Raw genomic sequence first — 22,317 nt, forward strand, 5'->3', positions numbered from 1 at the left:
CTGCCGGTACGGATGTCGGGAGATCGGACGGATATCGGACGACTCGCCGCGGTATCCTCCGACATCCGTGCATCCTCCCGACATGTGTGCGCGAGTGGGATCCGGCTCACGCCTCGGGCGCGACATCTCCGGCGGCCGCGGGGGTGACCGGGATGCGTACCGTGAAGGTGGTGTCGCCGGGCTCACTGGCCACCGAGATGACGCCGTGGTGGCCCTCGACGATGGCCTTGACGATCGCGAGGCCCAGTCCGGTTCCCCCGGTCTGGCGGGCCCGGGAGCTGTCGCCGCGGGCGAAGCGTGCGAAGAGCTCGTCGCGGATGGCGGGGTCGATGCCGGGGCCGTCGTCGTGAACGCGCAGCACGGCATCCTCGCCCTCCCTCGCGACGCTCAGCGTGATCGTCGTGCCGGCCGGCGTGTGCGTGCGGGCGTTCGCGAGGAGGTTCGCGACGACCTGGTGCATCCGCCCGGCATCGCCGACGACCGTCACCGGCTCGTCTGGGACCTCGATGCTCCAGTGGTGGTCGGCCGCGGTCGGGCGGGCATCCGAGAGTCCTTCCAGCGCCAGCTGGGTGAGGTCCACCGTGCCGTAGACCAGCTCCTGCCCTTCGTCGAGCCGCGCGAGCAGCAGCAGGTCCTCGACGAGGCGGGTCATCCGCAGGGACTGCGCCTGGATGCGCTCGAGCGACGAGGTCGTGCTCTCGATGACCTCGGGGCCCTGCTCCGCGGCCGGATGCCGATGCAGGGCGCGCAGCGACAGCTCCGAGTAGCCGCGGATGGAGGCGAGCGGGGTGCGCAGCTCGTGGCTGGCGTCGGCGACGAACCGGCGCATCCGCTCCTCGTTCTTCTGCCGGGAGGCGAGCGACGTGTTCACGTGATCGAGCAGCTTGTTGAGCGACGCACCGACGAGACCGGTCTCGGTGCGCGGATCGGCTTCAGATGCCGGTACACGCTCGGTGATGGTCACCTCGCCCCGATCGAGCTGCTGGTTCGCGACCCTGGTCGCGGTGAGCGCGACGGCCCGCAGCGGGCGCAGGCTCACCCGGATGGTGATCGCGGTGGTCAGCGCCAACAGGATCAGACCGCCGATGGTGGCGAGGGCGATCACGGTGAGCAACTGCGTGAGCTGGCTCTGGATCTCGTCGCGGGGGAGCCCGGTGATCACGACGACGCCGTTGGTCGCGGGCAGGGCCATGATCCGGTAGGAGCCGAGGTCGGTGAGGGACACGGTGGCGACCGATGTGCCCTTCAGGGACAGTGCGATCTCCGCCAGCTGCGTGCTGCTGAGTGGCTCCAGGGATCCGGTGAGTTCCTCTCCCGACGAGTTCTTCGCGACCACCCCGCTGAAGCCGGTGACAGGGCTCGAGACCACGAACACGAGTCCGGCCGGCGGTGACGCCGTGGGGCCGGAGAGGACGTTCTGCGCCGTGGCAGAAGATGGTGCGAAGGCTCCGGTCCGATCCGCCAACTGGTGCGCGTAGGTGCTCAGCTTCTGGTCGAGCTGGTCCTCCATGGTCTTGCCCAGCGTGGCGCTGGTGATGACGGCGACGATGATGAGGATCAGTGACACGAACCCGATCACGGCGGTCATCAGCCGTGTCTGCAGGCTCATCGGCCGCCTCATCATCGTCGCTGGGGTCACTGCGGAGCCTTGATCATGTAGCCGACGCCGCGGACGGTGTGCAGCAGCGGCGTGCGGCCCGCGTCGATCTTCTTGCGCAGGTACGAGATGTACAGCTCGACGACCGACGACTTGCCGCCGAAGTCGTAGCTCCAGACCCGGTCGAGGATCTGCGCCTTCGACAGCACGCGCCGTTCGTTGCGCATGAGGTAGCGGAGCAGCTCGAACTCGGTCGCGGTGAGCTCGATCTCGGTGCCGTCGCGCACGACCTCGTGGCTGTCCTCGTTGAGCGTGAGGTCGGCGACGCGCAGGATCGACTGTCCGTCGTCGGTGGTCGCGTGGCCGGTGCGGCGGATGATCGCGCGCAGCCGTGCGATGACCTCCTCCAGGCTGAACGGCTTGGTGACGTAGTCGTCGCCGCCCGCGGTGAGGCCGGCGACGCGGTCGCCCACGGCATCCTTCGCGGTCAGGAACAGGACCGGCACGAGGTTCCCCGATTCGCGCAGCCGCTTCAACACGGACATGCCGTCGAGGTCGGGCATCATGATGTCGAGCACGAGCGCATCGGGTTCGAAATCGCGCGCGACCTGGAGCGCTTCCAGACCGGAGGATGCCGTGCGCACCTCCCAGCCCTCCATGCGCAGGGCCATCGCGAGCAGGTCGGTCAGCATCTGCTCGTCGTCGACGGCGAGGATGCGCAGGGGGGTGCCGTCGGGGCGGCGCAGTTCGGGCAGGTCGCTGGTCATGTCCCTATTCTGCGGAATCTCCTATGTGATTTCTATGGAGATCGCTATGTGTTGTCTGGGAGGCCCCGGGCGCGGTCACGCCAGCCGCTCGTCGGGGAGGGCGAGGAAGTCGATGCCGGCCTGCAGGGCGAGCCGGTCCGACAGCTCGCCGATCTCGCCGGGAAGGTGCCCCGCGGCGCGGACGCTCAGGCGACGCGGCCCGGTCAGCGCGTGATAGACGGCGAACTGGCCCCGGGGATCGACGGCCGGATCCTGCACCGCCGCGGTCACGTGCACGGGAATCCGGAGCCTCCGTGCCGCGATCGCCGCGTCGAAGTAGTCGAGCACCGGCCGCACCTCGGGGTGTCGCTGCAGATGCTGACGCACGGCCTCCCCGCTTCCCGTGCACCGGCGCGTGAGCCGCACCTCGTGGTCGCCGAAGCTCGGCACGTCCAGCACGGCGCGGCGGAAGCGTGCATCCCAGGGGAGTGCGAGCGCGCCGATGCCGCCCCCGAAGCTCCCGCCGCTGAAGTCGAGGGCACCCGCCGCCGCGGGCACCACCTCGAGCAGCACGGTGGCTGCGCGCCAGATGTCGGCCGCGCTGAAGCGGTGCGAGTAGATGTCGCGGTGGCCGATCCCGGCGAGCACATGCTCGTCCGGCGATGCGGGGAAGCGGCTCGGGGTGCCGACATGCGTGCCGGGCGCGACCGGGAAGATCGCGGCGGTGTCGCCGGGCACCCGGTCGAGGTCGGGCGCGGTGCGGCCGCCGTAGCCGTGCCCGACGACCAGCCCGCGAGGCGCATTCCCGAGCGTGTGCGGCAGCATGACGTATGCCGCGGCGGCCTCGTCGGCCGAGGAGCGGAAGCGGATCTCCGAAATCCGATGCGTCTGGGTGGGAGCGAGCTCGCGGGTGAGCTCCCACGCTACGGGACCCGTGCCGAACTCCTGGAAGGTCGCGCGCCAGAAGTCGTCGAAGTCGTCCGGCTCGTGGGGTGGCGTGGGCGGGGTCAGCAGCGCGCTCAGCGAGTACTCGGTCAGCTCGTCGGGAGGATCCTGGGGCACCGCATGTGTCCTTTCGGGTGGTTCTGCCTGCTCGACGTTACCGGCGCGGCGCGACGAGGCGGCGCCGCGGCCCGCGAAGCCGACGCATTGACATGATCGCATACGGATTGCAGTATGTGCATCATGGATTCAATGCCTGGCGATGGAGCCGAAGACAATCCTCTGTTGTGGAGCCGACGCTCCGTTCTGCGAGCGCTTGTGATCGCGGGAGTGCTTCCCCCGGTGCTCGGCTCGTCGTTCGGAGCCGCCCCCGCGGCGGCGACGGAGCTCACGACGACGACCGGCGCCTACGCCGATGCCCTTCGGCGCCTCGACAAGCCGAATCTGGCCTTCACACAGGTCGCGCAGCTGGTCGGGCAGAACCACCGGATGACCTTCTTGCAGGCCACGTGGGACGGCGGGGCCACGATCGTCCGCGACCTCGAGGTCGCGCACAACGGCGGATGGCTGCAGGTCACAGATCCGGCGCACCGCTTCGACGAGCAGTGGCTCGTGCTGGAGGGGACGTTGCCGTCGGGCAGCGCGCCCGAGCTGTACGGGCCGCTCACACCGAGTTGGCTCGGCTTCACCTCGTACCAGGTGCTCGGCTCGCAGGCCATCGAACTGACCACGAGCACGGACGACGTCGATCTGGTCGTCCGCTGGCGTCTGGAGGGCGCCCATCCCGAGGCGCACTACGTGCTGACCGCCAAGACCGCCGGTGACTACATCGTGGGCTACCAGAGCCAGGACGCGAAGTCGCTCGACGATCTCGACGAGGTGCTGTGCGGGTCGTATCAGCATGCCCTCTCGGTGCTCGACGGGTCAGCGCCGCTGGGCGCGTGGGAACTCTTCGCGCCGATGGCGTTGACCCAGTACGCGGTGGGTGACGTGGCCGTCACCTCGGGGGTGTACCTGCCCGCCGAGGTCGCCGAGTTCGTGCACGAGCGGCAGCTGATGGCCGACCGGCAGCCCTATGGGATGAGTCTGCGCAACGACAGCCTCGACATCGTGCCCAGCATGTACGCACCGCAGCCGGGCCTGCGCACGGCCATGGCCGTCGGCGAGCAGCGCGGCTTCGCCTTCGGTCTCGCGGCCCGCCCGGACACGCTGTACGGCACGTACTCGCAGCTGTGCCGGAACGAGTACGGGCTCACCGCCTACCGCCGCAACGTCTACGACCGGTCTCTCACCGATGCGGTGCACGCCATGGCGGCGTTGATCGCGGTGGAGCCCGACGGTGACGACTCGACCGACTACATCCCCTCGTACTCCGGATGGTGGAACCGCGCCAAGGGGTTCGTCGACGTGGAGAACGAGGATGCCGTGCGCGCCGCGGCCAGCGGCGTCGTGCTCGCGGCGCACTATCTCACCGGCACGGCCGACGGCACGCTCTACGACCGTCGCGCCCGGCCGCTCGTCGAGTACCAGCTCTCCCGGAAGGGGATCGGTCACTCTCCGGTCATCGGCAGCCCGGTCTACAACGACACCACGCAGTACCGCATCGGCAGGATCCCCACGGATGCCGTGAACCTCGCGTCGCTCTACCAGCTCACGCACGGCCGCAACGCCGGCATCCAGCGGCTCGCGGTGAAGGCGACCAAGGCCGGTGTCGTCGGGCAGAGCAGGGCGCCGTTCTCGAACGCGCTCGCGACCTACCGGGTCACCGGGGATCCGGCGTACCTCGCGGAGGCGACGCTGATCGCCCGCCGCTATTCGCAGGAGCAGATCCTGGAGCCGTACCGCAGCAACGGTCAGCCGCCCGGCGGATTCGCGTACAGCTTCTCGAAGTACTGGGTCGACCTCCTGGAGATGTTCGAGGCGACGGGTGAGGACGAGTTCCTCGACGGCGCGTATCGGGAGGTCCAGCGGTTCATCACGCAGACGGCGGTCCGTCCCGTTCCCGGTGGCACGGTCACGGTGCCGGCCGGCCACGTCATCAAGCAGCAGTATGACTGGGAGTCGCGTTCGTCGCTGCCGTCGTACCCGACCACGAACGTGCCGACCGAGACCGTCCCGGCCTGGTACGTGTCTCCCTCGGGCCTCACGTTCGAGGCGCTCTCGTCGTTCAAGCTCGGCGTCAGCACGCTGACCGACCCGGGCGGGGGCTACGTGTTCAACCCGTGCTGGGCGGGAGCCCTATTGCGGCTGGCGCATCACACCGGCGACGAACTGCTGGCCGACATCGCCCACAACATGGTGATCGGCCGGTTCACGACATACCCCGGCTACTACGGCCGACAGTTCCAGGTCGCGCACATGAAGCCAGACTTCGCGACCAGCGGCCCGGTGGGCATCACCGGCTACTACTTCCATCACGCGCCCGCCCAGCTCGGTCTCGCGATGGACTACCTGCTCAGCGAGAGCTTCTACCGCAGCGGCGGCGCGATCGAGTTCCCGCACGTGTTCGAGGCCGACTTCGCCTACTTCAAGTTCTTCGCCTACGGTCATGCGCCCGGGACGTTCTTCGGCGAGGACGGCGTCTGGCCGTATCTCCCCGCGGGGCTGATCTCGGTCTCGAACCCGCTCGTCAACTGGATCGGCGGCGTCGGCAACGATGCTCTCTACGTCAGTCTCACCAACTCCGCCGGTGAGGCGCAGCAGGTGATCGTCGACCTCTCGACCGAGCTCACGGGCATCCCGCGAAGTTTCTCGGGCGCGGTCGAACTGGTGACCGCGAACGGCAGCCGGTCCACCGGCGCGGCCGTCAGCGGTCGGGTCACCGTCAGCGTGCCGGCGCGCGGGCTCGTCGCCCTCGTCATCCGGAACGTGGACGTGCAGCGCCCGGGGCTGCCGTTCGACGACGTGGCCGACCACGGACGCGACAGCTTCCACGAGGTCGACACCGACCCCGCCACCGACTACGGCGTCGCCCGCGGGATGCTCCTGGTGCGGCCCGACGGTCAGGGATACGACGCCTACGTGCAGATCGATACCGAGCAGCAGGCGACGCTGTCGTATCGGATCGGCGGCGGTCCGGTGAAGCAGGCTCCCGCGAAGGCCTATCCCTACGAGTGGACGATCCCGGTCGACGACCTCGCCGACAAGTTCCGGTACACGATCACCACGGGCGGGACGACGACCGAAGAGGTGACCCTGCGGCTGCCGGCCAGGATCAGCGGAGCCAACCCCGGAATCGTCGGCGACGTGATCGCGCAGGCGACGGGCACGGCCGGGGACCGCGTCCTGTTGACCTTCGAGGTGCGCAACGCCACCGCGGATCCGATCACCGGCGCCATCGCGGTGACCCTGCCGACGGGGTGGCAGCTCGACGGGACGGTGCCGGCGATCACGGTTCCCGCAGAGGGCTCCGCACGGGTGGAATCGGCGGCGGTGATCGCGACCGCGCCACCGCTCGGCGAGGTCGACGTCACGGCGACCCTCACGGTCGCGGGGGAGGACCCCGTGAAGCTGCGCGCGGCGGCGATCGAGGTGATCGACCGACGACGACTGGTCTCCCTCACCTCGGATGTCGAGATCGTCAGCGGGCCCGGTGCGGTCGCCGAACTCACCGCCCTCGTCATCAACACCGGGGTGACGCCGCTGCAGGGCACCCTCGCGCTGTACGGACTCAGCGGGTGGAGCGTGGGGCAGCAGAGCACGAGCATCACGGTGCCGCCGAGATCCGACCTCACCCACACCTGGACGGTGACCGCGGGTTCCGGCGTCGCGCCCGGATCTTCGACGCGGTTCGAGGCGCGGCTCGATCAGACCCTGCGCCGGGGCGTGCTCGTGCGCGTGGCCGACGAGGGCGTCATCGCACACACCCAGTCCCCGTGGCCGGGCTACCTGGAGTCCGGCAACTGGTACCCCAGCGGACTCTCGGGGTGGAACGGCACGCGCACGCGGTACAGCGACTCCGACTCGGTCGGCAGCACGGTGACGTGGAACGTGGAGCTGCCGGAGGCCGGTCTCTACCGGGTCTCGGTCTGGTACCCCACGAACTCGACGACCACGACCTCGGCGGCCTACGTCGTGGAGCATCAGAACGGCAGCTCCGAGGTCATCGTGGACCAGACGCAGGGCGCGGCGGCCTGGCGTTCGCTGGGCTCGTTCCGCTACGCCGCCGGAGCGACCGGCACCGTGCGGCTCGAGGTCCGCAACACCAGCATCCACCGGGTCAGCGCCGCGCAGTTCGTGCGCATCGGGAACTGACACGAAAGAACGGGTGGGCGGGCCGGAGAGATCCGGCCCGCCCACCCGTTCTTCGTCGGATGGCGATGCGGGTCAGTGCCGCACGTACTCCTGGATGGCGTCTTCGTCGACGGTCACACCGAGCCCGGGGCCGGTCGGCACCACGAACCCGCCGTCCGCACGGACCTCGAGCGGGGTCGTCAGCAGACGGTTGGCGACGGGGAGGGTGAAGGGCTGGTACTCGAACGCGAGGAGCGACGCGGCGCTCGCGGCGACATGCACGCCGGCGGCCATCGCGATGCCGAACGCGGCCGAGTGGTGCGGGGCGACGGGCACGTGGAAGGCATCCGAGACCGCCGCGATCGCGAGACCCTCGGTGATGCCGGTGCGGCCGATGTCGGGCTGCGTGAGGCCCACGGCGCGGCGGGTGAGCCAGTCGGTGAACTCGAAGCGGCTGCGCATGGCCTCCCCGATCGCGATCGGGGTGGCGAGGGCGGTCGCGAGGTCGCGGTGCCCCTCGACGTCCTCCGGCGCGAGCGGCGCCTCGAAGAACCAGGCCCGCCGGTCGTCCAGTTCGCGACCGAGCGCACGTGCCTCGCCGAGTCGGTACGTCCAGTGCGCGTCGAGCGCGACGTCGAGGTCGGGGTGCACGCCGCGGACCGCGTCGTACGTCGCCAGGTCGGTGCGGATGTCGACGCCGAGATGCAGTTTGATGCGACGGACGCCGCCCTCTACGAGCTCTGCGGCCTTCTCGGCGCGCTCGACGTCGTCGACGCCGCGGATGCCGGAGACGTAGGTCGGCAGCACCTCGTGGAAGCGTCCGCCGGCGAGCTCGGACACCGAGAGGCCGGTGGCGTGGCCCCAGAGGTCCCAGAGCGCGATGTCGACCGCGGCCATGGCGTCGGCCTGGTGTCCGGTGAGGTGCCCGCGCTCGCGCATCGACTCCGTCATGCGGTGCCAGAGCGTCCGCACCGAGCGCGGGTCCTCGCCGAGGATCAGCGGGGTGAGCAGGTTGTCGACGATCGCCGCGGCCACGACCGGGGCGACGGGCGCGAGGGCCTCGCCCCAGCCGACCAGACCCTCGTCGGTCTCGATCTTCACGAGCAGCGTCTCGTAGCCGGGGGAGTACAGGCTCCGCCACGGCGGGCGGATCACGTAGCCGCGGTGGTCGACCGCGGTGTCACCGGCATACGAGTTGTTGGCATCCTCCTTCGACAAGTAGAGGGGGAAGGTCTGGACGCGCGTGATCTTCACAGGGGTCTCCAATAGACGGGGTGGTCGAACGGCCGGCGGCAGGTGCCGTCGTCAGAGGTGGGTAAGCCGCATCGCGGCCGAGATCAGAGTGCCGCGAACGCCGATGCGGTCCGGGAGGGGCTGTACCCGAGGGCCACCGAGATCTCGTCGGCTGCTTCGATGAGCTGCAGGGCGAGTTCCTGATGCGGTGCGTGCAGGTCGAGCACGGAGAGGGGGCCGCTGGCCGAGATGCCCGCGACGATCTCACCGGCCCGGTTGCGGATCGGCGCGGCGATGCAGGCACGGCCGAACGCCAGCTCCTCGATCTCGGTCGCGTAGCCACGGCTGCGCGTCTCGTCGAGAGCGGTCTGCATGGCGGCGCGGTCCACGATCGTGTGCGGCGTGAAGCGCTGCGGCGTCTGCGCGAAGTACTCGTCGACCTGCGCGTCGGACATGCCCGACAGCAGGGCCTTGCCGATGCCGGTGGCGTGCAGCGGCCCGGTGCGACCTGCCATGGCGAACGACTTCGGTGCCAGGGCGCCTTCGAAGTTGCAGAGGTAGGTGAAAGTGAAGCCGCTGAGCTCGGCCACGTTCACGCCGATCTCGATCCGCCGTGCGAGGTTCTGCGCGATCTGTCGCGAGGCGCGGAAGATGGGAGAGCCGTTGATGGCGACCGTGCCGAGGGACACCGCCGCGGGGCCGAGGCGGTACAGGCCCGTGCGGGCATCCTGCACCACGAACTTCATGCGATCGAGTGCCGACATCATGCGCGAGACCGTGGACTGGCCGAGGCCGGTCAGCGTGCAGAGCTCGGAGACCCTCAGCTCCCCGGATTCCTCCGTGAAGCACGCGAGCAACGACATCGCCCGTTCGACGGTCTGCGTGCCGCCTACCGATTCCGACGCCATGGTGACTCCTCCTTGGTGATGTGGCCGCATCTGCGACGCTGCGGCTCGTCGCCGCTGCCAGTCATCCTATTCAGCGAAATGGCTTAGAGCAACACAAATGTGGGTGTCTTATGCATTTTGTGGATTTCGCATCCGCATTGTGGTTAACTGGCCGCACGTCGACGTTGACGACTGTGACGACGACGCGCAGGGCCCTCCGGGGTCGTCTCTACTGGAAAGTGACTGCAATGCAACAAGCCATACTCGAGCGGCCCGCGGAGAGCGAGCAGAAGGCTGTCGAGCCCCGCTCCGGGCGACGCTCCACGCTGGGCGCGAAGGATCGCACCTTCGGTTTCATGATCGCACTTCCCGCGGTCCTCCTGTTCCTCGTGATCGCGATCTTCCCCCTCGTGTCGAGCATCTTCACGAGTCTGTTCGACCAATCGCTCCTGCGCCCCGAGCGCACGTTCGTGGGCCTCGACAACTATGCGGCGGTCTGGGACGAGTTCTTCGCCCGTCTCGGCACCACCCTCGTGTTCGCCTCACTCGCGACGGTGTTCCCGCTCATCCTCGGCGTCGCCCTCGCGCTGCTGTTGAACGCCCGCATGCGCGGACGGAACATCCTCCGCGGTGCCCTCATGCTGCCGTGGCTGCTGCCCGGTGTCGTCGTCTCGTTCCTCTGGGCGTGGATCTTCAACGACAGCTACGGCGTCGTCAACCACGTCCTCGCAACTTTCGGACTGCCCGAGATCAGCATGCTCGGCACTCCGACCGGCGCCATGGCCGCCGTGGTCATAGCCAAGACCTGGCACTCGTTCCCGTGGATCATGGTCGTCGCCCTCGCCGTCCTCCAGACGCTGCCGAGCGAGCAGATCGAGGCCGCCACGATCGACGGCGCCACGCGCGCCCAACGGTTCCGGCACATCTCGCTGCCGCACATCGCGGGCCCCGTCACCCTTGTCGCCGTGCTCGAGTTCATCTACAACTTCGGCAACTTCGACACCATCTTCGTGATGACCGGCGGCGGACCCGGCAACTCGACCACGACGCTCGCGGTCAGCCTCTACGATCTCGCGTTCGGCAGCTACGAGCTCGGCAAGGCCTCCGCGATGGGCGCCCTCTGGCTCGTCCTGCTCGCGATCATCACGAGCGGATACCTGTTCCTCAACCGTCGGCTGGAGAAGTGATGCGCCGTAGTCGTGATGTGGGGGAGTCGATCATCCGCCCCCACCTGTCCATCCCGGGACGCGTCCTGCTCCTGCTGCTGGCCCTGTTCGGCCTGCTGCCGGTCTACTGGCTCACGGCGACCGCGTTCACGAGGAAGGAAGACGTCTTCTCTGCGGATCGTCCGTTCTTCCCGGTCAATCCGACGATCGAGAACTTCGTCGGCTTCTTCCAGAACGACCTCTTGCTGAAGAACCTCCTGAACAGCATCATCGTCTCCACCGGCACCGCCCTGCTCGCGGTCCTCGTCGGCGGTCTGATGGCGTACTCGCTGTCGAAGTTCCGCTACCGCGGCCGCAATGCGGTCATGTTCATGTTCCTCATCGGTCAGCTCATCCCGGGCGCGCTGCTGCTCATCTCGCTGTACCTGATGCTGAGCTCGGCCGGACTGCTGTACACCTACACGGCGCTGATCATCTCGTTCACGACGTTCACGCTGCCGCTCGCGGTGTTCCTGCTCAAGGGCATCATCGACGCCCTCCCCGACGACATCCTCGAGGCGGCCAAGGTCGACGGTCTCTCGCGCACCGGGACGATGTTCCGCATCGTGTTCCCGCTCGTGGTCCCCGGGCTCATCACCGCGGGCATGTTCGCCTTCATGCGCGGCTGGAGCGACCTGCTCTTCGCCCTCACCCTCGCCGGACCCGACAAGCAGACCCTGCCGGCGGGTCTGACGCAGGCGTTCATCCGCGAGGGCACCGCCGACTGGCCGGCGCTCATGGCAGCGTCCCTCATCACGTCGCTTCCGCTCGTCATCATCTTCGTCCTCCTGCAGCGCTACTTCGTCTCCGGCCTCGCCGCCGGTGCCGTCAAGGGGTAGCCATGCGTCTCCCGAAATGCTCTACCCCCATCACCTCGAAGGAGCAGTCTCCATGACCATCTCGAACTCACAGCTGAGCCGCCGAGCCTTCCTCGGAGGCGGCACCGTGCTCGCCGCATTCGGTGCACTCGCGCTCGCCGGGTGCGCGACGCCCGCCGCACCCGGTGCCGGCGCCGGAGGTGCCTCGGCGGGCGGCGCGACCGAAGCTGCGACCATCAACTTCTACGGCAACTCGCTCGGCGAGGAGGCGCTGAAGTCCGCGTGGCAGGGGATCCTCGACGGGTTCTCGAAGAAGGAGGGCGTCAAGGTCGCCCCGGTCATCTACCCGTACGACCAGGCCGCGACGCAGCTCGCCCTCACCGGACGCTCCGGCAACCTCATGGGTGTCGGTCAGTCGGGCGGATGGCAGGTGCTCACCCCGATGAACATCCTTGCCGACCTCAGCGACCTCGCGAAGGGTCTCGGCATCCCGCAGGGCGTGCTGGACTCGTACACGATGGACGGCAAGCTGCTCGTGCTGCCGCTGACGGCCGCCGGCATCGGCATCATCACCAACGGCGAGATCGCGAAGAGCGTCGGCATCAAGTCCGGCATGACGGTGGAGCAGTTCGCGACCGCGCTCGAGAAGATCAAGAAGCAGGACAAGTCGCTGATCCCGTACGCCGCGGTCACCAAGAACCCCGACCTGAAGGACTCGGTCCCGTGGATGTGGGGCTTCGGCAGCGATGTCGTCACCGACGACCTCAAATGCACGCTGGGCGACGCCGAGAGCGTCGAGGCCGTCACCTGGTACAAGTCGCTGCAGGATCAGGGGCTGACGCAGACGAACGTCGCCCGCAGCGATGCCCGCATCCTGTTCGCCAGCGGCCGGGCTGCTCTCTACGACGACGCCCCGCTCGCCTCGACCTTCGTCAAGACGAACGGTGCCGCGCAGAACATCATCGACAACATCGGGGCGATCTCGCGTCCGACGGCCGGGGGCAAGGACTCCTTCAACCGGGCCTGGGGCAGCGGCGTGTTCGCCACCGCAGGGGAAGGCGAGCTCACCAGCCGCGACTTCATCCTGTACGCGGCCACCAACGTCGAGGCGGCCACCGCGCTCTACGAGAACTCCGCCGTGGCTCCGGCCGCCAAGAGCGTCGCCGACAAGATCCCGGCGCTCGCGGCCGACAAGTTCCAGGGCGCGTTCCGCACGGAGGTCTCCGAGCACGCTCGCGGTGCCGCGTGGGACCGCGTCGCGGTGACGGCGCAGATCGATGCCGCGATCGGTGCCGGGGTCGCGACGATCCTCGCCGGTCAGGTCGAGGCCCAGGCGGGCCTGAACGCGCTGAAGAAGGAAGTCCAGGGGCTGCTCGACTCCAACGCCTGAGCCCCCTCACACGAAGAAGGCCGCGTCCCGAAAGGGGGACGCGGCCTTCATCGTGTGGCGACGGGGGACGGGGCTCAGAGCCAGCGCTCCCGCAGGACCGGCTTCAGCCAGGCCGCGGGGGACGAGACCGAGAGACCGCCGTCGACCGCGATGGATGTTCCCGTGACGAACGAGGCGGCGTCGGAGGCGAGGAAGGCGACCACCGAGGCGACCTCCTCCGGTCGCCCGATGCGTCCGAGGGGGTAGCCCTCGCTCTCGCCCGTGTCGGCGGCCGAGATGCTCCCGGGCTGCACGGCGTTGACCCGGATGCCCTGGGGGCCGTAGTCGAGCGCGAGCTGCCGCACGAGGCCGTCCACGCCCGCCTTGGCGGCCGCGTAGGCGGGCAGGGCGGGGGCTGCGAGCGACGAGTTCACCGAGGTGACCGCCACGATCGACGACCCGCGGGTGAGGCGGGGGAGTGCCGCGCGAGCCACGAAGAACGCCGAGTCCAGTGTCGCGCCCAGTGCTCCGCGCCAGTCGTCGTCGCTCGTGGCCTCAGCGCGCGCGATCGGCATGCGGCCGGCGGCGAGCACCACGACATCGAGCCGTCCGAGAGCCTGCTCGGCATCGGCGACGGCGCGATCGGCGGCTTCGGGCGCGCTGCAGTCCGCGACCAGGTAGCGCTCGAAGACCGGGTCTGCGGAGTCCTCGAGTCCCACGCCGACGACGGCGTCTCCGCCGTCGACGAAGGCGCGGGCGATCGCGAGCCCGATGTCGGAGCTGCCGCCGATCAGCAGCACGCCGCGGCGTGTCACACGCGCACCGTGGCGGGAATCGGCGGAAGCGCCAGCTCGTCGATCACGAGCTTGACCGAGGCGCGGCTGCCCGCGTCCAGGCGGGATGCCGGGTAGCGCACCGTCGCGTGATCGATCACCCCGCGTGCGACGAGAACCTCCTTGTGCACCGCCCAGGCGATGCCTCCCTGCAGACCGATGAGCACGAGAGGGAGCATACGACGGAACTCGGCGCGGGCCTCCTCGACGCGCCCCTCGAGGAACAGTGCGAGCACGGGGCCGAGCAGATCGGGGAACTCGCAGGCCGGCATCGTGCCGACGGCGCCCCTGGCGTACTCCTCGAGGCAGAACTGCGCGTTCTGACCGCCGAGCACCGCGAAGTCGGGATCCTCGATCGCGGCGACCACGGCGCCGACCTTGGGTGCTGTCGGCGGCGCCTCGACCTTGACGGAGTCGACGCCGTCGAGGTGGGCGATCTCGGCGATCAGGCTCGGCGCCATCGCGACGCCGGTGACGCCGGGCGCATCCTGCACCATGACGGAGAGCGAGGTCGCGGCGGCGACGCCGCCGTAGAAGTCCACGAGCGTGCCGGCGGGCGGCTTCACCATGAACGGCGGGAGCACCATGAGGGCATCCGCTCCGCCGTCCTCGGCGAGGAGGGACTGCTCGATGGACGTCGCGGTGGAGGTGCCGTTGACGCCGGCGATCACGGGGATGCGGCCGTCCACGACCCGGACGACGTCGTCCAGGATCGTGCGTCGCTCGTCGGTCGTGAGGGCGAAGCCCTCGCTCGCCATCCCGAACACGGCGACGCCGTCGACGCCGGACGCGAGCTGGAACTCGACCAGTCGGCGCAGGCTCGCGCGGTCGAGGGCGCCCGTCTCGTCGAACGGAGTCGCCAGAATGGGCATCAAGCCGTGGAGTGTCGGAGCCATCAGCTGTTTCCCCGCTTCATCATCGTGTATCCACATTTCTCGCAAGTGTTATGCATATTGTGAGATAGTCTGCCACATAACGGTTACGAGCTACCAGCGAAGGATGATCCGGATGTCGCACACCCCGCCCTCCCGAACCGTGGAGATCCTCTCCGATGCCCGCTACGTGCAGGCCGAGTCTCCGCGCTGGGACGGGCGCGACGGCAGCCTCGCCTGGATCGACATGGCCACGGGGTCACTGCATCGCGGTCGGATCGAGCAGGGGAGAGTGATCCCCGAGACCGCGGTCGTCGTCGGAGCGCAGATCGGCGCCCCCATCCCGCTCGCCCAGCCGGGAGCCGGATGGCTGGTCGGCGTCGATCGCCGCGTGGTGCACGTCGACGACGACGCGGTCGTGACTCCCCTCACCGACGACATCGCCGCCGCGGGAGACTACATGAACGACGGCGGCGGCGACCCCGCAGGGCGCTTCTGGGTGGGCAGCCAGTCGATGCCCCGCGATCCGCACTGCACGCTGTGGAGCATCGGCGCCGAGGGCATCCCGGTCGCACGGCTCGGCGGGGTCACCGTGTCGAACGGTCTCGCCTTCGATCGCACGGGCTCCACGCTGTACTACATCGACACCCTTCCGCACCGCAGCATCGAAGCCTTCGATGTGGCCGCCGACGGCGCACTCTCGAACCGCCGCACGGTGTGCCGGGTCGACGGCGGCAACCCCGACGGCATGACGATCGACCTCGACGGCATGCTCTGGGTCGCGGTCTGGGACGCCGCCGAAGTGCGTCGCTACTCGCCCGACGGCGCACTCCTCGAGACGATCTCGCTTCCCGCGAAGCGCCCGACCGCGGTCGCCCTCGTCGGCACGCTGCTCGTGATCACGACGGCGAGTATCGGACTGGCAGAACCCGGAGAGGCAGACGGCGCGCTGCTCGGCGTCCAGGTCGACGTCGGCGGGACTCCGGCGTGGCCCTGGGGAGGTGAGGCCCCCATCGTGCGCGGGGCCGTACCGACCGCGGAGGCCGCCCTGTGAGCACCGTGGACAACGCCCAGCTCGAAGAGCGGCTGCGCGCCACCCGGCTCGTCGCGATCCTCCGCGGCACGGATGTCGATGCGACGGTGGCCGCGGCGCGCACGCTGATCGACGCCGGTGTGCTGACGCTGGAGATCGCCCTCACCCTGCCGGATGCCGAAGAGGCGATCGCCCAGGTCGTGAAGGATGCTCCGGAGTCGGCGCTGATCGGCGCCGGGACCGTGCTCAGCGAGGACGACGTCGAGCGGGCGGCAGCGGCCGGGGCGCAGTTCATGGTGACGCCCACCCTCAGCGCCTCGGTCGGATACGCGGTCGCGCAGGGCATCGGTGTGCTCCCGGGGGTGTACACGCCGACCGAGATCCAGAGAGGTCACGATCTCGGCAGCGCCGCGGTCAAGCTGTTCCCCGCCTCGGCGCTCGGGCCCGGCTTCATCCGTGCCGTGCGCGATCCGTTCCCCGACGCGCGGATCATCCCCGTGGGCGGGGTGAGCGTCGACACCGTGGGCGAGTACCTCGCGGCCGGGGCGTTCGGGATCGGGGTCGGGGGACCGCTCGTCGGCGACGCGGCGACCCCCGGGGGAGATCTCGAGGCGCTCGCGGTTCGCGCACGGTCGTTCGTGCAGGCCGCCAGCCCCGCCTGATCGAGGTCCGCCCCGGCGCCGCAGAGAACCCGGTGCGCGATGTCGGCGGCCGTGGCTACCATGTCGCCATGGCTGATAGCGCTGCTGCTTCCGTTCCCTCCGTCCACCGCCCCTCCACCGTCGATGAGGTCGCCGACGTCGTCAGACTCGCCTCCCGCGAGGCCGTCCCCTTGACCCTGGTCGCCGGAGGGCACGGGCCGTGGTCGCATGCCCCTGCCGAGGGGATCCGGCTCGAGCTCGGCGGTCTGTCCGGCATCGAGGTGGATGGCACCACCGTGCGCATCGGCGGCGGCGCCGTCTGGGGTGATGTCGCTTCGGCGCTCGCCGCGCACGGTCTCGCGCTCAGCTCGGGCGACACCGCCTCGGTCGGTGTCGGCGGGCTCACGCTCGGCGGCGGAATCGGCTGGATGGTGCGGGCCTGGGGTCTCGCCGTCGATCAGCTGATCGGCGCACAGGTCGTCACCGCCTCCGGTGATGTGGTCGAAGCGTCATCCGAGACGAACCCCGAACTCTTCTGGGCGCTGCGCGGCGGCGGCGGCAACTTCGGCGTGGTCACGCGCTTCGACTTCGAGGCGCACCCGCTGCCCGGTATCGCCTTCGCCGAGAGCGTGATCGATGGCGATGCGGCCGCCGTGCTTCGTGCCGCGCGTGATCTGCTCCGTGACGCTCCCCGCGAGCTCACGGTCACGTACATGGACGTGCCGGCGATGGACCCGAGCGCCCCGGCGGGAGCGCGGCTGAGCGCGGTGTGGGCGGCACCGGAGCCCGATCGGCTGCGCGCCGTGCTGGAGCCGATCTCCGTGCTCCCCGGCGTGCAGACGGACGTGACGACACCGCCGTATCGCGAGGTGCTGATGGAGATGCCCCAGCCCGAAGGGGAGGAGGCTCCCACCCCTCCCGGCTTCCTCGGCGGCAACGGGCTCTACGCCGATCTCGATGATGCGCTGATCGAGCGGCTCGTCGCCTTCCGGCGCGCGTATCCGGCGTCCGTGGTGTTCCTCCGCTCGCTGGGCGGTGCGTTCCACGATGTCGCCCAGGAGGAAACGGCCTTCCCTGCCCGCACCGCGAACTGGTTCGTGATGGCCGGGGCGTTCGACATCCCGGGGATGCTCGATGAGCAGACCCGTGCGGCGATCGAGGCCGACGGGGAGGGCATCCGGGCCGGACGGCTGGCCGAGTACGGCAACTTCGCCGACACCGAGCGGCCCGAAGCCTTGCCGGGGATGTTCTCGGCCGAGGCACTCACCCGGCTGCGGGCGGTCAAGGCGGACTGGGACCCGCAGAACGTGTTCCGACGCAACCACAACATCCTCGTGTGATGCACGAAAGCCCGGGAACCACGAGGTTCCCGGGCTTTCGATGACGAGAGGTCAGTGCGTGTCTTCCGCCTCGATCTCGGTGCGGTCGCCCGACCACAGCGTGTGGAAGGTGCCTTCCTTGTCGATGCGCTTGTAGGTGTGTGCGCCGAAGAAGTCGCGCTGTCCCTGCACGAGGGCGGCGGGGAGGCGGTCGGCGCGGATGCCGTCGTAGTACGACAGCGACGACGAGAACGCCGGGGCGGGGATACCCGCTTCAGCGGCCGCGATGACGACTCGGCGCCAGGCTGCCTGCGCACGGGTGATCGCCTCGGTGAAGTACGGGGCGGTGAGCAGGACCGGCAGCTCCGGAGTCTCGGCGTAGGCGTCGGCGATTCGGTTGAGGAACTGGGCGCGGATGATGCAGCCGCCGCGCCAGATCTTGCTGATCGCGCCGAGGTCGATGTTCCAGCCGTACTCGGCGGCGCCGGCGCGGATCTCGTCGAAGCCCTGCGAGTACGCGACGATCTTGGAGGCGTAGAGCGCCAGGCGGACGTCTTCGATGAACGCGTCGGTGTCTTCGACCGAGAACTCCTCCTCCGGACCCGGCAGATCGCGGGAGACCGCGCGCTGCTCGGGGTGCGAGGAGAGGGAGCGGGCGAAGGTCGCTTCGGCGATGCCCGAGACGGGGACGCCGAGCGACAGCGCGGTCTGCACGGTCCACGCGCCGGTGCCCTTGGCGCCGGCCTGGTCGAGGATCACGTCGACGAGCGGCTTGCCGGTCTCGGCATCCACCTGGCGGAGCACCTCGGCGGTGATCTCGATCAGGTACGACTCCAGCTCGCCGCGGTTCCACTCGGCGAAGATCTCGGCGATCTCCGCGGGGGTCTTGCCCGTGCCGCGACGGATCAGATCGTATGCTTCGGCGATCAACTGCATGTCGGCGTACTCGATGCCGTTGTGCACCATCTTCACGAAGTGTCCGGCACCGTCGTGGCCGACGTGCGTGACGCACGGCTCGCCCTCGGCGACCGCGGCGATCGACTTGAGGATCGGTCCGAGCGTGACCCAGGACTCGTCCGAGCCGCCGGGCATGATCGACGGGCCGAGCAGGGCGCCCTCTTCGCCGCCCGAGATGCCGGCGCCGACGAAGTTGATGCCGGTCTCGCGGACGGCCTTCTCGCGGCGGATCGTGTCGGGGAAGTAGGCGTTGCCGCCGTCGACGATGATGTCGCCCGGCTCGAAGACCTCGACCAGCGAGTCGATCACGGCATCCGTGGGGCCACCGGCCTTGACCATGATGATCGCGGTGCGCGGCTTCTGCAGCGAGTCGGCGAACTCCTGGTAGGTGCGGGCCGGGACGAAGCCGGCCTCGGGGTGCTCGTCGAGGAGCGTCTGGGTCTTCTCGTAGCTGCGGTTGAAGATCGCCACGGTGTTCCCCTCGCGACTGGCGAGGTTGCGGGCGAGGTTCGATCCCATGACGGCGAGTCCGACGACTCCGATATTCGCTGATGCTTCGGGCACAGAAGGCTCCTCGAGGGTGAAGAAGGGGTGGTTTCAGCGTATCGCTGTCCGGGAGGTCAGTGCTCGCCTGTGTCACGCGACGCGATGAAGCGTCGGGACACGGCGATGTCTCGGTCTCCGAGACCCGCGGCCACCAGCTCGTCGAACGCGGCGCGCAGGGTGGGCAGGAGCACGGGGAAGGTGCCGGTGGCCTCGGCGATGTCGGCGGCGAAGCCGAGGTCTTTCACCATGTACTGCGCGACGCCGCTGGGGGAGTCGTCGCCGGTGACGAGCTTCTCGCGACGGCTGTCGAGCAGTCGCGAGCCGGCGTAGCCGCCGGAGAGCAGCGACCAGAGTGCCTCGAGGTCGAGTCCGGAGCGGTCGGCGAGCACCGTCGCCTCCCCGAGCGCGAGGATGGTGGCCGAGACGACGAGCTGGTTGCAGGCCTTGGCGACCTCGCCGGCGCCGAGCGGCCCGAGCAGGACGGGCGTGCCGCACGGCGCGAGCACCTGGGCGGCGAGGGCGGCATCCTTCGGGTCGCCGCCGAGCATGATCGAGAGGGTCCCGGCGATCGCGCCGTCTTCCCCGCCCGAGACGGGGCAGTCCACGACCCGCACCCGGCCGTCGGTCTGCACGCCCATGCGCTCCGCGAGTTCTCGCACGGCCGGTGCCGACGAGGTGGAGCCGATCATGATGAGCAGTTCGCCGGCATCCGCGAGAAGTCCGTCCGGCCCGTCGAGCATCGCCTCGAACGGGGGTAGGTCCGGAAGCATCATCAGGAGGACATCTACTCTGGAGGCGAGTTCGCGTGGCGTCTCCGCCCAGGAGGCTCCGGCCGCCAGCAGCTCCGGTTGCGGGCGACGGGCATGGATGACGAGTCGGCCGTGGGCGGCGAGCAGGCGGTCGGCCATCGGGTGGCCCATGGCGCCGAGACCGACGGCCCCGACGGTGACGGATGAGATGTCCATGCGCACACGGTAGCAACAATCCAATGGATAGAACAGTGTCCAACGGGATGGATCTGAGCTAAAGTGGGGGATCCACGACTTCCCGAGGAAGGGATCACCATGACGGGGACCGAGAAGAAGCTGCGCGCCGTCGTGACGGTGCCGCTGCGGGAAGACCTGTGCCGGCTCATCGAAGAGCTCGAGCCTCGCATCGAGGTGGTCCGCGATCACTCGCTCCTCCCGCCGATGCGGGGCCCCGCCGATTGGTCCGGCGATCCGGACTTCACGCGCACGGCGAGCGAGCAGCAGGCCTTCGACGAACTGGTCGACTCCGCCGACGTGCTCTTCGGGATCCCCGATGTGGATGCCGCGGCGCTCGCCCGCTCGGTGGCCGCGAACCCCCGCCTGCGCTGGGTCATGACGACGGCCGCGGGCGGCGGGGCCGCGATCAAGGCCGCAGGGCTGGAGCGCGCCGACCTCGACCGGATCGTCTTCACCACCAGCGCCGGCGTGCACGGGGGGCCGCTGGCCGAGTTCGCGGTCTTCGGGGTGATGGCGGGAGCGAAGAACCTCCCTCGGCTCCTCGCCGATCAGAGCACCCGCACGTGGCCCGACCGCTGGGAGATGCGTCAGCTCGACGAGATGACCGTGCTGATCGTCGGTCTCGGCGGCATCGGTTCGGAGTGCGCGCGGCGCTTCCACGCGCTCGGTGCACGAGTCTGGGGCACGACCCGGTCGGGGGAGCCGGTCGCCGGCGTCGATCGCCTGGTGCGCCTCGACGAGCTGCGCGACGCGGTGTCCCACGTCGATGCGATCGTCGTGACGCTGCCGGGGACGGCGCAGACCCACCATCTGATCGATGCCGACATCCTCGACGCGGTGAAGCCGGGCGCGATCGTCGCCAACGTCGGCCGCGGCACGGTGATCGACGAAGCCGCCCTGCTCGCGTCCCTCGACGACGGACGTGTCGCGTTCGCCGCCCTCGATGTCTTCGAGCGTGAGCCGCTCGATGACGCGTCGCCCCTGTGGACGCATCCGAACGTGCTCGTGAGCCCGCATACGGCCGCGCTCAGCTCGAAGGAGGAGGAGCGGATCGCGCGTCGCTTCGCAGAGAATGCGGCGCGCCTGCTCGATGGCGAGCCGCTGACCGCCGTGGTCGATACGGTCGAGTTCTACTGATCGGCACGCGGGTGTTCGCGCACCTGCGGCCCCACTGACGGCGGAAGGCGCAGCCATGGATGACGACACCCGTGAGGGACGCGATCCCGCGCCTGCCGTCACCCGCAGCATCCGCCTGCTCGGCCTCCTCGCCGACGCGGGTGGTCCCCGAACCCTGACCGAACTCGCCGGCGAACTCGGGCTGGCGAAGTCGTCGACCGCGAATCTGTGTCTCGCGCTCGAGGCCGGGGGCATGGTCGACCGAACGCCGCAGGGCTACCGCCTGGGAGTGCGCACCGCCGAGCTCGGGGGTGCGTTCGCCGCGCAGTTCAACCAGGTGCGCGAGTTCTACAGCGTGTGCGAGGCCTCGCCGCAGCTGGCGTCCGAGCTCGTGCAGGTCGCCATGCTCGACGGCACGGATGCGCTGTATCTCGCCCGGCACGAAGGGTCTCGGTCGCTGCGGCTGGGGACCCCGCTGGGCTCGCGACTCCCCGCTCCGCTCTCGGCCACCGGGCGCGCGCTGCTCGCGGCGATGAGCGATGCCGAAGTGGTCGAGCTCCTGGGGGAGGACGCGGTCTTCCCCGCGCTCACGGACCGGAGCGCGACCACCATGACCGGTCTGCTCGATGTGCTGGCCACCGCCCGTCGGCGCGGCTGGGCGCTGGATGCGGAGGAATCCTTCCGCGGCATCGTCGGCGTCGCCGTGCCGCTCGAGGGCTGGGCGCCGACCGATCCACCGCTCGCACTCGGCGTCGCCATCCGTGCCGCCGAGGCGGACTACGAACGCATCGAGCGCGTGGGCGAGGCCCTGCGTGCGGCCGCCGCGGCGTTGACGAACCCCTTCAGTACCGCCGTACGCCGCTGACCGCTCTCGCACTGCCGCGCCTCGGCGCGGTTGGTGTTCGGCGCGTCGAAGAACGGTCCAAAGGGTTGAACGCAATCCAACAGGCTGGTACAGTCGTGCTCACGCCGCTGGCGAAGCCG

The 22,317-nt window shown here is 69.6% G+C and carries 18 protein-coding genes; 9 read left to right on the forward strand and 9 right to left on the reverse strand.

The genetic code is table 11. The annotated features are described in order from the left end of the window. Positions 1–106 precede the first annotated feature (106 nt). From ACFC14_RS17740 to ACFC14_RS17750, 3 genes are all read right to left on the reverse strand, one after another. Positions 107–1,609 (reverse strand): sensor histidine kinase, encoded by a 1,503-nt coding sequence (locus ACFC14_RS17740; RefSeq protein WP_376107575.1) that lies wholly within the window; start codon positions 1,607–1,609, stop codon positions 107–109. A 26-nt stretch (positions 1,610–1,635) separates the two neighbouring features. Then, positions 1,636–2,364, reverse strand: a complete 729-nt coding sequence (locus ACFC14_RS17745) for a response regulator transcription factor (RefSeq protein WP_136041498.1) — start codon at positions 2,362–2,364, stop codon at positions 1,636–1,638. A 75-nt stretch (positions 2,365–2,439) separates the two neighbouring features. Beyond that, positions 2,440–3,405, reverse strand: coding sequence for an acetylxylan esterase (locus ACFC14_RS17750; protein WP_376107578.1), 966 nt, complete (start codon positions 3,403–3,405; stop codon positions 2,440–2,442). A 123-nt stretch (positions 3,406–3,528) separates the two neighbouring features. Here ACFC14_RS17750 and ACFC14_RS17755 point away from each other — a divergent pair, with 123 nt between their 5' ends. After that, on the forward strand, positions 3,529–7,539 hold the full coding sequence (locus tag ACFC14_RS17755) for a hypothetical protein (RefSeq protein WP_376107581.1): 4,011 nt from the start codon (positions 3,529–3,531) through the stop codon (positions 7,537–7,539). 72 nt (positions 7,540–7,611) lie between these two features. On the opposite strand, the gene ACFC14_RS17760 is transcribed toward ACFC14_RS17755, so the two are convergent. Together ACFC14_RS17760 and ACFC14_RS17765 are read right to left on the reverse strand one after the other, a co-directional pair. Further along, entirely contained in the window at positions 7,612–8,772 is a 1,161-nt protein-coding gene (locus tag ACFC14_RS17760) for a mandelate racemase/muconate lactonizing enzyme family protein (protein WP_376107584.1), read from the reverse strand. Positions 8,773–8,855: 83 nt separating this feature from the next. Beyond that, positions 8,856–9,659, reverse strand: a complete 804-nt coding sequence (locus ACFC14_RS17765; protein ID WP_136041502.1) for an IclR family transcriptional regulator — start codon at positions 9,657–9,659, stop codon at positions 8,856–8,858. Between the two features lie 227 nt (positions 9,660–9,886). Here ACFC14_RS17765 and ACFC14_RS17770 point away from each other — a divergent pair, with 227 nt between their 5' ends. Genes ACFC14_RS17770 through ACFC14_RS17780 form a run of 3 tightly spaced genes read left to right on the forward strand, consistent with a single transcriptional unit; the run spans position 9,887 to position 13,051 of the window. Further along, entirely contained in the window at positions 9,887–10,825 is a 939-nt protein-coding gene (locus tag ACFC14_RS17770) for a carbohydrate ABC transporter permease (protein WP_136041503.1), read from the forward strand. Continuing rightward, on the forward strand, positions 10,825–11,682 hold the full coding sequence (locus ACFC14_RS17775; RefSeq protein ID WP_376107940.1) for a carbohydrate ABC transporter permease: 858 nt from the start codon (positions 10,825–10,827) through the stop codon (positions 11,680–11,682). The genes ACFC14_RS17770 and ACFC14_RS17775 overlap by 1 nt, the downstream gene beginning before the upstream one ends. Positions 11,683–11,734: 52 nt before the next feature. Next, positions 11,735–13,051 carry a hypothetical protein gene (locus tag ACFC14_RS17780; RefSeq protein ID WP_376107588.1) on the forward strand — a complete coding sequence of 439 codons (1,317 nt, stop codon included), beginning with the start codon at positions 11,735–11,737 and terminating at the stop codon, positions 13,049–13,051. Positions 13,052–13,125: 74 nt separating this feature from the next. On the opposite strand, the gene ACFC14_RS17785 is transcribed toward ACFC14_RS17780, so the two are convergent. Beyond that, entirely contained in the window at positions 13,126–13,845 is a 720-nt protein-coding gene (locus tag ACFC14_RS17785) for an SDR family NAD(P)-dependent oxidoreductase (RefSeq protein WP_376107591.1), read from the reverse strand. Further along, positions 13,842–14,735 carry a dihydrodipicolinate synthase family protein gene (locus tag ACFC14_RS17790; RefSeq protein WP_376107594.1) on the reverse strand — a complete coding sequence of 298 codons (894 nt, stop codon included), beginning with the start codon at positions 14,733–14,735 and terminating at the stop codon, positions 13,842–13,844. Before ACFC14_RS17790 ends, ACFC14_RS17785 begins: the two co-directional genes overlap by 4 nt. A 136-nt stretch (positions 14,736–14,871) precedes the next feature. Between ACFC14_RS17790 and ACFC14_RS17795 the strand changes: the two genes are divergently transcribed. The 3 genes from ACFC14_RS17795 (at position 14,872) to ACFC14_RS17805 (ending at position 17,749) form a co-directional block, all read left to right on the forward strand. Continuing rightward, positions 14,872–15,789, forward strand: coding sequence for an SMP-30/gluconolactonase/LRE family protein (locus ACFC14_RS17795; protein WP_376107597.1), 918 nt, complete (start codon positions 14,872–14,874; stop codon positions 15,787–15,789). Continuing rightward, positions 15,786–16,430: a bifunctional 4-hydroxy-2-oxoglutarate aldolase/2-dehydro-3-deoxy-phosphogluconate aldolase gene (locus ACFC14_RS17800; protein ID WP_376107600.1), complete on the forward strand. Its 645-nt coding sequence runs from the start codon at positions 15,786–15,788 to the stop codon at positions 16,428–16,430. Before ACFC14_RS17795 ends, ACFC14_RS17800 begins: the two co-directional genes overlap by 4 nt. 68 nt (positions 16,431–16,498) lie before the next feature. After that, positions 16,499–17,749 (forward strand): FAD-binding oxidoreductase, encoded by a 1,251-nt coding sequence (locus tag ACFC14_RS17805; protein ID WP_376107603.1) that lies wholly within the window; start codon positions 16,499–16,501, stop codon positions 17,747–17,749. Positions 17,750–17,800: 51 nt separating this feature from the next. Here the strand turns inward: ACFC14_RS17805 and gndA are convergent, their stop codons facing one another. Continuing rightward, positions 17,801–19,249 carry an NADP-dependent phosphogluconate dehydrogenase gene (gene gndA, locus ACFC14_RS17810; protein ID WP_376107606.1) on the reverse strand — a complete coding sequence of 483 codons (1,449 nt, stop codon included), beginning with the start codon at positions 19,247–19,249 and terminating at the stop codon, positions 17,801–17,803. A 56-nt stretch (positions 19,250–19,305) separates the two neighbouring features. Then, a complete protein-coding gene (locus ACFC14_RS17815; RefSeq protein ID WP_376107609.1) occupies positions 19,306–20,196 on the reverse strand; it encodes an NAD(P)-dependent oxidoreductase in 891 nt (296 codons plus the stop codon). 99 nt (positions 20,197–20,295) lie between these two features. Here ACFC14_RS17815 and ACFC14_RS17820 point away from each other — a divergent pair, with 99 nt between their 5' ends. Together ACFC14_RS17820 and ACFC14_RS17825 are read left to right on the forward strand one after the other, a co-directional pair. Then, complete coding sequence (locus tag ACFC14_RS17820; protein WP_376107612.1) at positions 20,296–21,354, forward strand: D-2-hydroxyacid dehydrogenase; 1,059 nt, start codon at positions 20,296–20,298, stop codon at positions 21,352–21,354. Positions 21,355–21,409: 55 nt separating this feature from the next. Next, on the forward strand, positions 21,410–22,198 hold the full coding sequence (locus ACFC14_RS17825) for an IclR family transcriptional regulator (protein WP_136041512.1): 789 nt from the start codon (positions 21,410–21,412) through the stop codon (positions 22,196–22,198). Positions 22,199–22,317: the final 119 nt, after the last annotated feature.

This window comes from Microbacterium sp. NPDC055988 (genome assembly GCF_042269505.1).
Classification (GTDB): Bacteria; Actinomycetota; Actinomycetes; order Actinomycetales; family Microbacteriaceae; genus Microbacterium.

Coding starts and splice junctions, on each gene's coding strand:
- ACFC14_RS17820 (WP_376107612.1), top strand. CDS start 20,296: ATGACGGGGACCGAGAAGAAGCTGCGCGCCGTCGTGACGGTGCCGCTG.
- ACFC14_RS17775 (WP_376107940.1), top strand. CDS start 10,825: ATGCGCCGTAGTCGTGATGTGGGGGAGTCGATCATCCGCCCCCACCTG.
- ACFC14_RS17825 (WP_136041512.1), top strand. CDS start 21,410: ATGGATGACGACACCCGTGAGGGACGCGATCCCGCGCCTGCCGTCACC.
- ACFC14_RS17815 (WP_376107609.1), bottom strand. CDS start 20,196: ATGGACATCTCATCCGTCACCGTCGGGGCCGTCGGTCTCGGCGCCATG.
- ACFC14_RS17805 (WP_376107603.1), top strand. CDS start 16,499: ATGGCTGATAGCGCTGCTGCTTCCGTTCCCTCCGTCCACCGCCCCTCC.
- ACFC14_RS17755 (WP_376107581.1), top strand. CDS start 3,529: ATGGATTCAATGCCTGGCGATGGAGCCGAAGACAATCCTCTGTTGTGG.
- ACFC14_RS17770 (WP_136041503.1), top strand. CDS start 9,887: ATGCAACAAGCCATACTCGAGCGGCCCGCGGAGAGCGAGCAGAAGGCT.
- ACFC14_RS17765 (WP_136041502.1), bottom strand. CDS start 9,659: ATGGCGTCGGAATCGGTAGGCGGCACGCAGACCGTCGAACGGGCGATG.
- ACFC14_RS17780 (WP_376107588.1), top strand. CDS start 11,735: ATGACCATCTCGAACTCACAGCTGAGCCGCCGAGCCTTCCTCGGAGGC.
- ACFC14_RS17795 (WP_376107597.1), top strand. CDS start 14,872: ATGTCGCACACCCCGCCCTCCCGAACCGTGGAGATCCTCTCCGATGCC.
- ACFC14_RS17740 (WP_376107575.1), bottom strand. CDS start 1,609: ATGAGCCTGCAGACACGGCTGATGACCGCCGTGATCGGGTTCGTGTCA.
- ACFC14_RS17790 (WP_376107594.1), bottom strand. CDS start 14,735: ATGCCCATTCTGGCGACTCCGTTCGACGAGACGGGCGCCCTCGACCGC.
- ACFC14_RS17745 (WP_136041498.1), bottom strand. CDS start 2,364: ATGACCAGCGACCTGCCCGAACTGCGCCGCCCCGACGGCACCCCCCTG.